At 45.6% G+C, this 14,603-nt stretch carries 11 protein-coding genes and 1 riboswitch; of the genes, 9 read left to right on the forward strand and 2 right to left on the reverse strand.

The window, feature by feature from the left end; all coding sequences use genetic code 11:
• Positions 1–118: 118 nt before the first annotated feature.
• On the reverse strand, positions 119–1,039 hold the full coding sequence (locus MKX35_RS08540; RefSeq protein ID WP_341044042.1) for an AraC family transcriptional regulator: 921 nt from the start codon (positions 1,037–1,039) through the stop codon (positions 119–121).
• A 228-nt stretch (positions 1,040–1,267) separates the two neighbouring features.
• On the opposite strand from MKX35_RS08540, the gene MKX35_RS08545 reads away from it, so the two are divergent.
• The 6 genes from MKX35_RS08545 to MKX35_RS08570 all read left to right on the forward strand — a co-directional run bounded on the left by MKX35_RS08545 (position 1,268) and on the right by MKX35_RS08570 (position 8,738).
• Positions 1,268–6,424 (forward strand): glycosyl hydrolase family 8, encoded by a 5,157-nt coding sequence (locus tag MKX35_RS08545; RefSeq protein WP_256716375.1) that lies wholly within the window; start codon positions 1,268–1,270, stop codon positions 6,422–6,424.
• A 203-nt stretch (positions 6,425–6,627) separates the two neighbouring features.
• Positions 6,628–6,915 carry a hypothetical protein gene (locus MKX35_RS08550; protein ID WP_042191504.1) on the forward strand — a complete coding sequence of 96 codons (288 nt, stop codon included), beginning with the start codon at positions 6,628–6,630 and terminating at the stop codon, positions 6,913–6,915.
• A 24-nt stretch (positions 6,916–6,939) separates the two neighbouring features.
• Positions 6,940–7,284: a hypothetical protein gene (locus MKX35_RS08555; RefSeq protein ID WP_042191502.1), complete on the forward strand. Its 345-nt coding sequence runs from the start codon at positions 6,940–6,942 to the stop codon at positions 7,282–7,284.
• Complete coding sequence (locus MKX35_RS08560; RefSeq protein ID WP_042130853.1) at positions 7,281–7,583, forward strand: hypothetical protein; 303 nt, start codon at positions 7,281–7,283, stop codon at positions 7,581–7,583. Before MKX35_RS08555 ends, MKX35_RS08560 begins: the two co-directional genes overlap by 4 nt.
• A 4-nt stretch (positions 7,584–7,587) precedes the next feature.
• Positions 7,588–8,004 carry a hypothetical protein gene (locus MKX35_RS08565; RefSeq protein WP_076285968.1) on the forward strand — a complete coding sequence of 139 codons (417 nt, stop codon included), beginning with the start codon at positions 7,588–7,590 and terminating at the stop codon, positions 8,002–8,004.
• A gap of 206 nt (positions 8,005–8,210) precedes the next feature.
• Positions 8,211–8,738 (forward strand): GNAT family N-acetyltransferase, encoded by a 528-nt coding sequence (locus MKX35_RS08570; RefSeq protein ID WP_042191497.1) that lies wholly within the window; start codon positions 8,211–8,213, stop codon positions 8,736–8,738.
• 61 nt (positions 8,739–8,799) lie between these two features.
• Here MKX35_RS08570 and MKX35_RS08575 read toward each other — a convergent pair whose 3' ends face one another.
• On the reverse strand, positions 8,800–9,279 hold the full coding sequence (locus MKX35_RS08575; protein ID WP_076285969.1) for a DL-endopeptidase inhibitor IseA family protein: 480 nt from the start codon (positions 9,277–9,279) through the stop codon (positions 8,800–8,802).
• 258 nt (positions 9,280–9,537) lie between these two features.
• Positions 9,538–9,636: riboswitch (purine riboswitch) on the forward strand.
• Positions 9,637–9,703: 67 nt separating this feature from the next.
• On the opposite strand from MKX35_RS08575, the gene MKX35_RS08580 reads away from it, so the two are divergent.
• The 3 genes from MKX35_RS08580 (at position 9,704) to wsfD (ending at position 14,556) form a co-directional block, all read left to right on the forward strand.
• Entirely contained in the window at positions 9,704–11,041 is a 1,338-nt protein-coding gene (locus MKX35_RS08580) for a 5'-deoxyadenosine deaminase (protein ID WP_076285970.1), read from the forward strand.
• A gap of 198 nt (positions 11,042–11,239) precedes the next feature.
• Positions 11,240–13,132 (forward strand): LTA synthase family protein, encoded by a 1,893-nt coding sequence (locus tag MKX35_RS08585; RefSeq protein ID WP_076285971.1) that lies wholly within the window; start codon positions 11,240–11,242, stop codon positions 13,130–13,132.
• Between the two features lie 8 nt (positions 13,133–13,140).
• A complete protein-coding gene (gene wsfD, locus MKX35_RS08590) occupies positions 13,141–14,556 on the forward strand; it encodes a glycan biosynthesis hexose transferase WsfD (RefSeq protein ID WP_076300407.1) in 1,416 nt (471 codons plus the stop codon).
• Positions 14,557–14,603: the final 47 nt, after the last annotated feature.

The raw sequence follows: 14,603 nt of genomic DNA on the forward strand, positions 1-14,603 counted from the left end.
ACTATAAGAAAGTATATCTTTCACCATACTTTGCTTATATTTCTAAGAGAAACGGGGGTCGTCCTTATGGACGGCTCCCATTTTTTCTTGATTGGCGCAGCAGTCCGGACGCCTGATCTCAAGCTTGCGTAGAGATATTATCTTCATCAATCCGGTTCTGTTTGCGGTATTTGAGCGGTGAGGTTCCGGTCATGGTTTTAAATACTCTTCCAAAATGGGTCAGGTTACCAAATCCTGCACGCTCAGCGATTTCCGAAACGGTTAATTTGGAGTCCTGCAGCAGGGAGCGGGCTTCTTTCAGGCGGGTGTTATTTACATATTCGCTGAAAGTAAAACCGGTTGTGTCCTTGAACGTTCGGCTTAAATGGGAGGTGCTTATGGAGAACCTGTCCGATATGTATTCCAGAGACAGAGGCTCAGCGAAGTTACCGTTGATGAAATGGATGATTTGGGAAATTTTCTTATGGGTCCGGTTCGTTTCTACAAAATGCTCGTTTTGATCCGGAAGCTTTTTTCGTTGGATGAAGATCAGCAGCTCCATCAACAGGATTTTCCGATAGTAGTCGAAATTTGGAGGTCTCTTGGTGTCTTCATGAATCAATTTGCTAAAAAGATTCTCGACAAAGATCTGGTCGTTGCCGCTTAACTTGATCGCATTTGATCTGGAGTGAAAGCAGGAGAAGAGGTCACATGGAAGAGGGCTGTCCGCAAAAAAGTCGCGAAGGAACTCCCTTTTAAACAATAAAGTAACTCTTTCGTACATCGTACCGTTTACATTAATCAGTCTGTGCAGGTCATTAGCGTTAATGAACAATAAAACCCCGCTGACGATTTGAAAGGTTCGGTCTTCTATAAAATAGTACAGCTCTCCAGACACTAAGTAGAGAATTTCATAAGCATCGTGATAATGATTTGAAGGCATACTTGAGACATTTTTTTTCTCTCGGCTAATGTGAAAGGGATCAGACTTATAGAAGTTGATTTCCAGGGGTGTCATCTCCAATCCGGCGGGAATGATCCTCGCAGAAACATGATCCATACCTGAATCAATCGTATCACGTTCATTGACCTGTTGAACAGGATAGAAATTAAATAGCGGTAAAAGTAGAAAATCATTAACAATAACAAAATATGCAGAGATTGAATAGAAATGAATGCGCTATATTTACATATAAATCGTATTTAAGGAGGGGAAAAGAAAATCAGGGTCCGCTGCAAGTGAAAGTTAAAGCGCTTAAACTATTATCTGCGAAAAGAGGGAACGAGAGTGCAAAAGAAGGGTCATTTGAAAAGAAGGCTGCACCAATCCATTTCTTTGTTGCTCGTGCTTATACTGCTGCCATTCCAGATTGCAAATGCAGCACCTGCACCAGATGCTGTCGGTTCAGATTCAATAACCGGTGTAAAGACGATTGCCGAATGGGTGTTTGATGAGGCCGATGAAAATGTGGGGGTAATCTCAGCTACATACGGCATCTATGAGACAGCTTCTACTTTTCGCAATGTAGGCGGTGTGTTCGAGGATGTGGATGTAAGCAAGAAAGCGATCAGCTATCAGGGCTGGGACAATGGAAACGGGAAAAAGTATTGGCTTGCTACCGTGTCTACAACCGGGTTTGAGAAGATCACCTTATCCTCTGAGCAAAATTCATCCGGGTCAGGTCCGCGTGATTTTAAAGTGCAGACGAGTGTAGACCGACAAACGTGGGAGGATGTGCCGAATACGAATCTTAAAATGGCCGTCTCCAGTTTTGATTGCCCGGGAGATACCTGCAGACTGGTGAATACTCCCCTTCCGAACAGCGATGATCGGGAAATATTATATATTCGCTGGATCGTCAGCTCCGATAGCAACACCAGGGGGAATGATGAGGGCATAGGGGGTTCAGGTTCCAGTAGAATCCGAAATATCAAGGTGTCCGGCGAGCCGATCCCGGGGAAAGAACCTGTCATTCCTACCGTAGATCTTGTCCAGCAGCCTTCAGACGGTTCTGGAAATGTGTCTCCCGAAGCTCCCGTTGAAATCAAATTCAACAAGGCCATTGCCCTTGATCCGGGTTATGCTGTCCGATTTTCCGATGAGAACGATCAACCGGTTGATGGGGTTACACTTGAAGTCTTAAACAGAGATACTTTGCGGATAAACCATCCTCCGTTGACTTATGGGAAGTCTTACACAGTAACTATACCCAAGGAGCTTATCAAGGGGGCAGATCTTGTGCCGCTAGTTCGGGAAGTTTCCTGGAGTTTTGGCGTTCAGGATTCGCCTCTTGCTCCAAAATCCATCAATATGACATTTAACGGAGATCCAAAGACGAGCATTGCTTTGGCCTGGTACACGGATGCAATGACGGATACCGTGGTACAGGTTATAGAAGCCTCAAAGGTTATGGGGAACATTTTCCCGGAGAACGGGGCTTTGACTTATCAGGGAGAGGCCGAAGAAATTGAGACCTTTATGAGTAAAAGCGACAGAAGTACGAACCATAAAACGAAATTTATTAGTCATAAAGTCATTGCAGACCAGCTTCAACCGGGAACAGCTTACAAATTTCGGGCAGGTAACGGCAAATCAGGTGATTGGAGCTCTATCGGCTCGTTCACTACCGATGCTGCCGGCCACCAGCCTTTCCGTTTTATCGCCGGTTCCGATTCACAGGCTTCCAGCAAGTCTGACTTTGAGCCTTGGGGTGATACCTTCCGGAAAGCAGTTGATTATATAGGCGACCCTAAATTCCTGATCAGCGCCGGAGATCTGGTGGATAACGGTGATTTGGAGGAGCAGTGGCAATGGATGCTCGGAGCAGCCCAGAATCAATTGCTGCAAGTGCCATATGTGCCTGTACTTGGCGGTCATGAGGTCATGGATTATGACGGAGACGAGACGACGCCGAATAACAACTTCTACAACCATTTCAACTTGCCGAAACAGGTTGTTGCGGATACTCATGAAGGCTCTGTGTATTCTTTTGAATACGGTGATGCACTCTATCTTGTCTTCAATTCGCAGTATTCGGGGGCACTTGCAGAGAATGGGAAAGAAGTGGAATGGGCAGATGACCAATTCTGGGACCAAGTGGCCTGGATGAAGAGTACGGTCGCCCGCAGCGACAAGAAGTGGAAGTTTGTTACTTTTCACAAAAGCCCCTATGCAGCAGGTGACAACTCTGCACAATGGGAAGACGATCGCGTCCAGTTTTACAAGAAATACCTGATTCCCGCCTTTGACGAGATGGGCATTGATATGGTGTTCGAGGCCCATGATCATATGTATATGAGATCCTTCCAAATGTACAATGATGAAGTTATTCCCAAGGAGAAGCTGACATTTGATGGAGAGGGCAATGCGCTCAACCCCAAAGGCACGGTCTATCTCATGTCTAATGCATTCGGAAATAAATTCTATTATAAGAACAATCAATATGAACTGGATGAGAATGGAGAACCCCGCGAGATTCAGGACGAAAACGGGAATCCGGTTCCTTATGATGATTACTTTGCAGCCATCGACGAACAGCCGGAGAAGAAGATGTTTACGGATGTTTCCATTACAGACCGGGTGCTTTCCTTTACAGCATATACCGCAGCCGTAGTGGATGAGAATCAGCCGGACACCGTTGGCGACGGCCTAAAAGCATATGACAAGTATGGGATCAAGCGAACGGACACCAAGCCGGACCCGGCGGAAGCGGTGAAGGTGAAATTGAACGGCAGCAAGGCGGTTCTGACCTGGAGTGCACCTTCCGCAAGTACAGAACCTGTAAGAGGATTCCGGATTTATGAGAAGAATGACAAGGTGAAGACACACTGGAGTATATATGTGCCAGCAGCGGAAGGTCAAACGGAATACACCTACACGGTAGATGATATCAATCCTGCGAAAAAATACGAATTTATCGTCAAAGCGGTCGGCACAAGAATCAATTCAGATCCGGTCGAAGTCAGTACAATCGAAGGTCCAAGCGAGTCGGAGCCGCCTTCAGCACCTTCAGATTTAAAAGGAACTGCGGTTTCTCCTTACCAAATCAACTTGAAATGGACGGCATCGGCCGGCAATATTCAGGCAGCGGGCTACAACGTATACCGCAACGGCAGCAAGGTCGGCACGACGAAGGAAATATCCTACGGCGATACCGGGTTAACTCCGGATACGGCCTATAGTTATACTGTGAAGGCCTATAATGCAGAAGAGAAGGAATCGCTGGCGAGCAATACCGTTCAAGTAAAGACCAAACCTTCATCCACTGGAGAGGGTGTCCATAAGGCATTTCCGCAGCATACGTCTTATGTGGCCGGCTCCATTAAGCCGAATCACTTGACTCAGGCCCAACTGGACGCTACGGTGGGCAGATTATATAACGAGTGGAAAACAAAATATCTGAAACAAAATCCATATCAGTCAGACCAGTATTACGTGTGGTATAGCGACGGAGATTGGTTTGAGAATAACGAGATTACAGTTTCAGAAGCGCATGGCTACGGAATGCTGATTACCGCTTTGCTCGCGGGTCATGATCCGGAGGCTAAGAAGTATTTTGACGGGATGTATCGCTATTTCAGAGCACATCCAAGTGAAATCAATCCCGATTTAATGGCATGGCAGCAAGCGGATACCGGTACCGAAATTATTGATATCAATGGTGTGGATTCGGCAACCGACGGCGATATGGATATTGCTTACGCTCTTCTGCTTGCCGACAGCCAATGGGGCAGCAGCGGGGAAATTAACTACTTGTCCCAGGCCAAAAAGGTAATCAACGCCATTATGAAAAGCGATGTCAACCATTCCGAGTGGACATTGAAATTGGCGGATTGGGTCAGTGACAATGATTCCATGTTCGGCAATGCTACACGTCCTTCCGATTTTATGCTGCAGCATCTGAAAGATTTTAAAAATGTATCCGGGGACCCCAATTGGGATCGTGTTACCGATAAGACCTACAACATCATTAATAGTCTGTATGAAAATTACAGTCCCAAAGCCGGTTTGTTGCCGGATTTTGTATTCAAGGATGATACGGATGGGCAATACAAACCGGTAAGCCAGAAAATATGGGATACCCCGGATGGATACTTCCTGGAATCGGAAAATGACGGGGATTACAACTACAACTCTTCCCGTATTCCCTGGCGGATCAGTACGGATTATCTCCTGACAGGTGATAACCGGGCTAAAGAGCAGCTCAGCACGCTGAACCGCTGGATTCGGGCCAAGGCGGATAATGATCCGGCCAAGATCCTTGCGGGATATAAGCTGGACGGCACGGAAGCAATCAATGATTATGCAGACACATCCTTCTCCGCACCGATGATGGTCAGCGCCATGATCGATTCATCCAATCAGGAGTGGCTGAATAAATTATGGGATTATAATGCGGCCGTTTCCACTGAAGACGATTTATATTTTGGCAATAATCTGCGTCTGCTCAGCATGATTGTGGCATCCGGCAACTGGTGGACACCAACCATCGTTGATACTGAGGCTCCCATGGAACCAACAATAGAGAGAGCGGAAGCGGTATCCAGCTCTGCCATTGATCTAAAATGGACACCTTCCACGGATAATTTGGGAGTAACGGGATACAGGATTTACCGCAATGACGTTGAAATTAAGACACTGGAGGCAACAGAATACAGAGATAGCGGTTTATCTGCGGATACCCAGTACAAATACTATATTATAGCTGTTGATGCAGCAGGAAATACGTCCAAGATAAGCAATGTGAGAATCGTATCTACATTAAAGGCCAGCGGGGACGGTGGCTCGGGCGGCGGAGGTGGTAACCCGACTCCAACGCCAACGCCGGCAGCTCCGAAGCCAAGTGAAGGTCCGTCGACAACACCGGCACCAACACCGGAACTGCAGCCAAAGAAACCTGTTTTCAGTGATATCGGCAGCCATTTGTGGGCCAAAGAGGCTATTGAAGCTCTGGCGGCTAAAGGAATCGTTCAGGGAACGTCGAGTACTTTCTTTGAACCGGGCGCCAAGATGAAAAGAGCGGACTTTATCTTGCTTCTGGTCAGAGCGTTTAATTTAAAGGCTGGTTTTGAAGTGAGCTTTGCGGATGCCGATCAGGACGCATACTATTATGAAGCGCTGGGAATCGCCAAACAATTGGGCATTGCCAGCGGAGTCGGCGGCAACAGGTTCAATCCGGGAGCAGAGATTTCCCGGCAGGATATGATGGTATTCATCGTAAGAGCATTGCAGAAGTCAGGAAAATTAGCAGAGGCCGGTTCTATCTCCGACCTTGGCAAATTTGCGGATGCCTCCAAAGTGGCTGATTATGCCGTGAAGGCAGCAGCCGTACTGGTCAGGGAGGGCATTGTCCTTGGTGAAGGGAAATTGCTCCATCCAACGGGAGCTGCAACCCGCGCCGAAACGGCGGTTCTCTTTTACAGAATCATCAATAAATATTATTAATCCAAAAGGCCAACAGCCCGTTCCAATGGACCGGGCTGTTGGCCTTTTATTTTCCATTTACAAGGCCTGTTGCAATTTTCTAAAGTATCCTGAGTCCGCCAATCCGCTTGTTTAGAGACGTAACTTGCCTTTATATCCTCGGCACCGTCCCGGCTTCTGCCGCATATGCTGTAGCAGGGCGTTTGAGCAAAGGAGACATGAAGGTGCAGAATAAAATAACAAAAGTCCTGCAGCACATGGCCCATACGCACGAACAGATGGCGCGGATACTAGATGCCGAGCGCCACGTGGCTGTCCGTATGTCGCAAATTGTCCACGATCTGCCAGATGCAGATCCCGGTTTTGACGGTATCAGCGGGATGATCGAAAGCTCAACTCAAGTAAACAAGAATATTATTGCTTACTTGAATGCACTTGCAGATCTGGAAGAAGCGATGGCTGAAGGGGTAGGCAGAGTAATTAAGGAATTGAACGGCCAAGAAGAAGAGTAACGCTATAGGAGCAGGAGGCGGATGATGAGCAGAGAAAAGGCTTATCTGCAAATGCTGGAGTCGACCGCCACTATCCAGTGGAACATTGCAATGATTCTGGAAGCTAAGGCGGTTGAAGCTGAAAAGGTAAAACAGTGGGCACAACATCATATCCACGCTAGAGCTTTCGAATCTCATGAAGAGCAGCTGAAGGAATCCCTCTCCATTCACGAAGTTATCGTGGAAATGGTCGAAGGGCTGACTAAACTGGAGAATGGACTCTACAGCAATTTAAAAGCAGTGCTGGGCAGTGGTGAAGATGATGGTGGCGGGGAAGGTTTTGGAGACATGTCAGGTGATGGGTTCAGTTTTGGAGAAGACAGCAAATGAGCGGGGACCGTCTCTCTGAACATGCCGTCAAGCTGGAGATGATCCGCTCCATTTCGCGCAGTCAGGCTGCTTTGGCGGCCATCTTGGAGAGCATCGCCGAATTGACGGGGCAATCTGAGCTGACGGCCCGCAAATTGAGCGACAATATCAGAATCTTAAGTGGGTATCAGAGCGCGATGTGCCGGATGATGTCCGGGATTTCACTACATCAACCGAAACGGGGAATTCCTGCTGCGCCATGGCTGAGCAAGGCATACGCCGTAGGAACCTCCAGAGATCATGGAGCACAGGAGGAATAGAAGCATGAAGAAAAAGAGCCTTAGAACATTACGTTCAGGCAGAACCCGCAGACGCACACTACTGCTCTCGCGGAAAACGAAAGTGCGTAGAGGTCTAGCCCGCAAACCCCGCAGAGGACTTTCTCGGAAAGTCGTTCGTTATGGAAAGACGAAGAAGGGGCTTTTGGTACGAAAGAAAAGAAGACTCCGCCGCAAGCTTGTTCGAAAGGTGAGGGTTATACAAGCACCAGTTCATGTAGTGCCGGTTATCGAGGCTCCACCTGCCCCGCAGGTCATTCCGCTCCCCCCGGACCTTGGCGTTTCGCCGGAAACGCCACCGGCAGACGCCTTTCAGCAGGGGTACACAGAAGCATACAACGTGGGGTTCGACGCCGGTTTCGCCAAGGGCTTCGAGGACGGGCATAAGCTGGAGTTTAATTGAGCAGCGGCAGGTAAGTTAAGAGGAAGGGACCCGGAGATCTAATCTATGACGTGTTATTCTGATCTTTCGTGTCCCTCAGCTTAGAGGGATTGCATCCTCTCTGGAATCATCCTACTATCGGAATTTGTCTCCGAATATGATAGACTTCTAAAACGAGAATCTATTCAGAGGTTTTCAGATGTCGATAAGAAAGAGGGGATAGCAGGATGCAAGTAGGAAATGGGATCAGAAAAGCTAGACAGGATGAGATCGAAGAGATCATGGAATTGATCTCAAAATGTGTACAAGTTATGCAGGCCGCTGGAAGCGACCAGTGGGATGAGAGCTATCCGAATAAAGAGATTATCGAACTGGATATCGCACAGGGTACCTTATATGTATGTGAAGAAGATCAAGCTATCGCGGGTATTCTTGTACTGGATGAGAATGCTTCTGAGGAATATAAGAAGATCGAGTGGAAGCAAAATCAAGGGCCACATCTGATTATGCATCGTTTAGCAGTTCATCCACATATTCAGGGAAAAGGGATTGCGACTAGGCTAATTGCTTTCGCGGAGGATTACGCAGCGCGTAATGGTTACACAAGTATTCGGCTGGATACTTATGCGAAGAATACTAGAGCATTGGAAATCTATCCTCGCCTTGGTTATGACCATAGAGGTGAAGTGGGTTTTCCGAACCGCACGGCGAACTTTCCAGTATTCGAGAAGGTGCTGAAACCGGAACATAGTTAGGAAGCTTTAACATAAAAAAAGGTTCAGAGGGTTAACCTCTGGACCTTTTTTCTTTATTCCCTTAACGGCATGTCTGATATCGAGTATCGGTATTTTTTTGATCCCGGTTAAGGATAAGAAGCCTTCTACCGGATACGCCGATCAGGTAACGAACGTTAACGATATCTTCATCGCTCATATCATCAATGGACAGAACTGCTGTAAGGCGTATTCTTGTTGATGTGCGACCCGTAACGGTGAGTCTTCTTGGGATAAAAGCAATGGTTCCTGTATCTCCCGATATTACATAAAGCCTGTTGTTTCTAGAAACGGTTTTTAAATTACAGAACATGGTGTTGCTCATTGTAATGCCCCAGTACTTTCGAAAATACGAAATAACCTTAGCTCTGGTACTGAATCTAACCGGCAGACGATAATAATCGGCGCCATCAACGCGGATCACTCTACGAGAATCGGCAGAGTCGTAGACCTCGAACCATACTTTTTCAGCAGCGGCGATGAATGCTTGCAACTCATTTGGGGTTTGAGAAATTGTTGGCATTTGATCTCCTCCTCGCTATTACTTTATTAAAAGCGAAGCTATCGGTTCGGGTGATAGGACGAGTATAAAAGCGGAACTTAAGAAACATTGATAAGCAGTGTGGGAAATCATAATTTAAGTTAGGTTTTATTACATACTAATAGAGATGATCATTGTTTTTAATTGTGAATAGATCTATTCAAGAAATTTGTGTTAGTTTAAATAACTTTTGTTGACATTAAACCTGTCTTTGTCTTATGATTGATTTATTCAAATTTGGAATAGAATAGCTTCTCTTTTCGTATATCCTTAATAATTGGTTTAAGGGTCTCTACCGGAAACCGTAAATTTCTGGCTACGAAAATATGCTACGGCATATTTTTGTGGCCTTTTTGTGTTACACCGTGAAACGGCAAACGAATGAACAATGAGGGGGATAAGGACAATGGGGAGCATTCTGATCAAAAATGCTGAGATCATTACAATGAACAAACAGGAGGAAATTATTGTCGGGGATGTTCGAATTAATGACGATCTCATTGTAGAAATAGGCACTGGTCTGATCCCGCAGGGAGACGAAAAGGTCATCGATGCCACGAACCGTACGCTAATTCCCGGTTTTGTTCAGACGCATATTCATTTATGCCAGACGTTATTCCGTGGGAAGGGAGATGATCTGGAGCTTATGGACTGGCTGCGTAAACGGATTTGGCCGTTAGAGGCAGCGCATGATGAGGAATCCCTTTATTATTCGGCGATGCTCGGTATTGGAGAACTGATTTCCAGCGGAACCACTACGATTGTTGATATGGAGACTGTTCACCATACGGACTATGCTTTTCAGGCCATTGCTAAAAGTGGAATACGTGCTTTGTCCGGTAAGGTAATGATGGATCAAAAAGGAGGAGATGTGCCTGAAGCACTGCAGGAGGATACCGCTTCTTCTTTACAGGAAAGTGTGGATTTGCTTGAAAAATGGAATGGCTATGGCAATGGACGGATTCAATATGCGTTCTCTCCGCGTTTTGTAATATCCTGCACCGAACCCTTGTTAACCGAGGTACGAGATCTCTCCGCAAGGTATGATGTGAAGGTGCACACCCATGCTTCTGAGAATTTAGGGGAGATTGAGATTGTGCAGGCGATGACCGGGATGCGTAACATCGTCTACCTGGACCATCTAGGATTAGCTAATGAGCGCTTAATACTGGCGCATTGTGTATGGCTGAATGCTGAGGAGCGGCGCATATTGCGGGATCGTGGAGTTCATGTAAGTCATTGCCCTGGCTCAAATCTGAAACTAGCCTCCGGAATTGCTGATACACCGGGGATGCTCCATGATCATGTGTCACTAAGTCTGGGTGCTGACGGTGCACCGTGCAATAACAATCTGGATATGTTTAATGAAATGCGGCTCGCGGCAATTATTCAGAAGCCTCAACATGGACCTACGACGATGGATGCCCGCAGTGTATTTCGTATGGCAACTATAGGTGGGGCAAAAGCGGTAGGGATGGAAGATAAGATCGGCAGTATCGAGGTGGGTAAAAAAGCAGACCTAGTGCTCCTGAATCTCTTCAATTTCCATACCTTCCCCTCCTATGACGTAGATCCCATCTCTAGAATTGTATATTCAGCTACCCGGGCAGATGTGGAAACTACGATTATCGACGGGGAGATTGTGATGGAAAGAGGTCTGCTGAAGACTGTAGATAAGGAAGTTGTGTTAAATGAAGCGAACCGTTCTATTAAAAGATTGCTTAAGTATACTTCAATCGTCTGAAGATTGATCAACTCATAGTTAACAGGGATGTTCCAATGCCGAAAGAGCAGCGGGGCATCTCTTTTTTTGAGTGGAAGATAATTCTACCATTTTGATAAAAAAAGTAAGTATTGTTATACTAGAACAACCTGATATTTTACAAATTACTAGAATAGATTTGATATTTCGAACAAATGAACATGTAAGAGGGGATTATAAGTGAAAAAGCAAGGGCCGGATCGCGCCCATTTTTTTATCGTTGTTATATTGTTATGGTTAAAGCTGTTGCTTCTGAGAGTGTTGTTCTTTGATAGAATTGCTTGGGAATGGATTGCAGCGGATGTAGCGCCAGTTCTTTTTATTATGGGGATTTTAACGGTGATTACGCCATCTAGGGTGAGAACAACCGTCTATTGGATATTTAACGGCTTTTTATCGCTGTTGCTGTTCGCAGCCGCTGTATATTTTAATCACTTTGGTTCTGTTCCAACCTACCTGGCCTTATCTGAAATCAATCAGGTATTTCAAGTGAAGGCAAGCGTAGAATCTACCATAAAGAGTATTGATTACTTATTCTTTACGGATTTTGTCATCTTCGCTATCTATGGTTTGATTCGCAGATGGAAACAAGGAAAGACCTACCCGCGTGAACGCTTTAGTTCCCGGAAGACAGGATTCGTGCATGTGGTGGTGATTCTGGTATCCATTATTGGAGGCTTATCTTTATCGGCATATTCTGTCCACTCTGCACGGGGGATTACAAATGAGCTTGTACAGGCGGAAACTGCCGGATTTCTAAATTATGAAGTCGTTGCTGCGATTAAGATTAATGAAGATAACAATCTCATTGGAACGGGTGATATTAAGGATACGATTGCGAAGGTTGACGCGCTGCAATCTTCTTATCCATATAGTGACAAGCCGGCGGGTACGACTCCTGATTATTTTGGCTCACAAAAGGGTAAAAATGTAATTGTGCTACAATTAGAAGCTTTTCAGAATTTCCCACTACATCAATCCTTGGATGGTCAAGAATTGACGCCAGTCATGAATAAGTTAGCGGATGAGGGCTTTTATTTTCCTCATGTTTACCAGCAGATTGGTCCAGGGAATACATCTGACGCTGAATTCATGAGCAATACGTCTATTTATCCGATTGGTACTTTGGCCATGTCTACCGGATTCGGGGACAGAGAATTGCCAAGCTTACCACGACTGCTAAGGGATAAAGGGTATGAGGCATACACCTTTCATGTGAATAAAGTAGGGTTTTGGAATCGGAATGAACTATATCCGGCGCTTGGGTTTAACGGTTATTATGACAAAGATTATTTTACGAATGATCATTTTAATGCGTTTGGTGCTTCCGATGAACAACTGTATATTACGGGTGTCGAGAAATTGACAGAGCTGAAGAAGAAGGGAACTCCCTTCTACGCACAGATGGTGACAGCATCCAGTCATCATCCTTTCAAAATCCCAGATTCCTTTAAGAAAATCACTGTGCCTGATAATTTGAAGGATACGATGCTTGGTGATTATTTGACTGCTATAAACTATACTGATTATGCCATAGGTACTTTAATAGAAGGTTTGAAAGAAAATGGATTGTGGGATAACACTGTTCTGGTCATGTATGGCGACCACTTTGGCCTGCAGCCTCAGGACGTTCCGCCAGAGCAAGTGGAAAGTGCACTTGGTGTTCCATATGATTCCCGGATCAGCCGCTTTAATATTCCACTCATTGTGCGTGTGCCGGGAATGGAGCAAGGGAAGGTAGTAGAGCGTACGGGAGGACAACTAGATATCCTTCCTACGATTGCTAATTTAATGGGTGTTTCACTACAACAAGAAGGTTATACAGCCTTTGGTCATGACTTGCTCAACATTGATCGTAATGTGTTAGGGATGAGATATTATTTGCCTTCCGGCTCCTTCTTTAATGATGACATTCTCTATGTCCCTGGAAAAGGATTTGCAGATGGTGAAGCTGTGTCGCTGGATACGCTCAAGCCGGTAACGGACTTCTCGAAATATCAGAGCGATTATGAGTATGTATTGAAGCTAATGAATTTGTCCGACGAATATGTGAAGCTGTTACCACAGAGATAGGGGGAATCATGAAAAAGTTCTGGAAACCGGAGTATCTCGTAAGCCTTGCCGGCTGCGGTCTCATTATTTATCTGCTATTCGTAGGACCTTTTATTGGGGTTGCTGATAATGGAGATTTCCTGCGTATGATGAATACCATCGGTCTGAACTACTATGATACTGCAGCATCGTATACCGACCAGTTTTTTAATTTTAGCCATTCTCGTTTTGCGTATGAGAATTTGTTTAGGGGCTTCTATCCTTCTTCACAGATTTTGATTGTGCTTGTACCGAGGTTGATCGGCGGGCTCATCCATGGCAGCTTTTTTGATGTTAGATTGCTCGGTGCAGTTTACGGTCTTCTTTTACTGGTGGCGACCTGGCTGCTGGTGAAGTACAATGCTCGCGGCTCTTATGTTACGGGGCTGCTGCTAGGTGTAGCTATTTTGTTTGTATTCTATGATATTGGGTATTTGGCATACTTTAACTCCTTGTTTGGAGAACCGGTATCGATGGTGTTTATGCTGTTGACCTTTGCACTGGGGTTAAGACTCACTATCCAAGAAAAGCCTACGACTAAGGGATTAACCTTATTTTTTATTGCGATACTGTTTCTGGTCACCTCCAAAATTCAGAATGCGCCGATTGGGATTGCCTTTGCATTGATCTTCCTGCGGTTTATGACGCTTGATGGTGAGCGAAAATGGAGAAAGCTGGCCTTACGCTTTTCGATTGCGATATTTCTGGTATCCATCGTTATGTACGTGACGGCGCCAAAAGAGCTGAAGCATATTAACCTGTATCAGACTGTGTTTTTTGGGATATTAAACGAATCACCAGATGTGAAGGGAGATTTGCAGGATCTCGGATTGCCGGAGCGGTTGGAGGTACTTGCGGGCACGAATTATTTTCAGACCGATACAGTGATCAAACAGGATGATCCTTCGCTGGTACCGGATTTCTACGACCGGGTATCCCATAAGGATGTATTGTTCTTCTACTTAAAACATCCAGGACGGTTAATAGATAATATGGAATATGCTGCTAGTAACAGTATGGCGATTCGTCCTTATTATCTAGGGAACTATGAGAAGAGTGAAAATAAGCCAGCAGGTGCATTATCGTACACTTACAGCGGGTGGAGCGAATTCAAGAACAAGCATATTCCGCATACGCTCGGATTTCTCACTATATTCTATCTGGTGTATTTTGCCGGGGCGGTGTTCCAATATTTCCGTAGTCGGGATGTTCAGGGAAGAGTTGCTGGTGAACTGCTGATGTTATTAGGACTGATAGGGATTTTCTCCTTCCTGGTTCCGATTCTTGGGGACGGAAGGGCTGACATCGGTAAGCATTTATTCTTGTTTAATGTGTGCTTCGATATGATGGTTGTAGTCATGTTCGGATGGGTTGTACACAAGGTAGTGGGAATTGTAAGACGTTAATTTATGGAACAATTCAAACAGCAAGTTTCCGATTATGGAGACTTGCT

This window comes from Paenibacillus sp. FSL R5-0923 (assembly GCF_038009145.1).
Classification (GTDB): domain Bacteria; phylum Bacillota; class Bacilli; order Paenibacillales; family Paenibacillaceae; genus Paenibacillus_AQ.

Excerpts from the sequence above, each read along its gene's own strand:
- MKX35_RS08540 (WP_341044042.1), bottom strand. The coding sequence starts at position 1,039 with ATGGATCATGTTTCTGCGAGGATCATTCCCGCCGGATTGGAGATGACA.
- MKX35_RS08555 (WP_042191502.1), top strand. The coding sequence starts at position 6,940 with ATGAGCAGAGAAAAGGCTTATCTGCAAATGCTGGAGTCGACCGCCACT.
- MKX35_RS08560 (WP_042130853.1), top strand. The coding sequence starts at position 7,281 with ATGAGCGGGGACCGTCTCTCTGAACATGCCGTCAAGCTGGAGATGATC.
- MKX35_RS08565 (WP_076285968.1), top strand. The coding sequence starts at position 7,588 with ATGAAGAAAAAGAGCCTTAGAACATTACGTTCAGGCAGAACCCGCAGA.
- MKX35_RS08570 (WP_042191497.1), top strand. The coding sequence starts at position 8,211 with ATGCAAGTAGGAAATGGGATCAGAAAAGCTAGACAGGATGAGATCGAA.
- MKX35_RS08575 (WP_076285969.1), bottom strand. The coding sequence starts at position 9,279 with ATGCCAACAATTTCTCAAACCCCAAATGAGTTGCAAGCATTCATCGCC.
- MKX35_RS08580 (WP_076285970.1), top strand. The coding sequence starts at position 9,704 with ATGGGGAGCATTCTGATCAAAAATGCTGAGATCATTACAATGAACAAA.
- wsfD (WP_076300407.1), top strand. The coding sequence starts at position 13,141 with ATGAAAAAGTTCTGGAAACCGGAGTATCTCGTAAGCCTTGCCGGCTGC.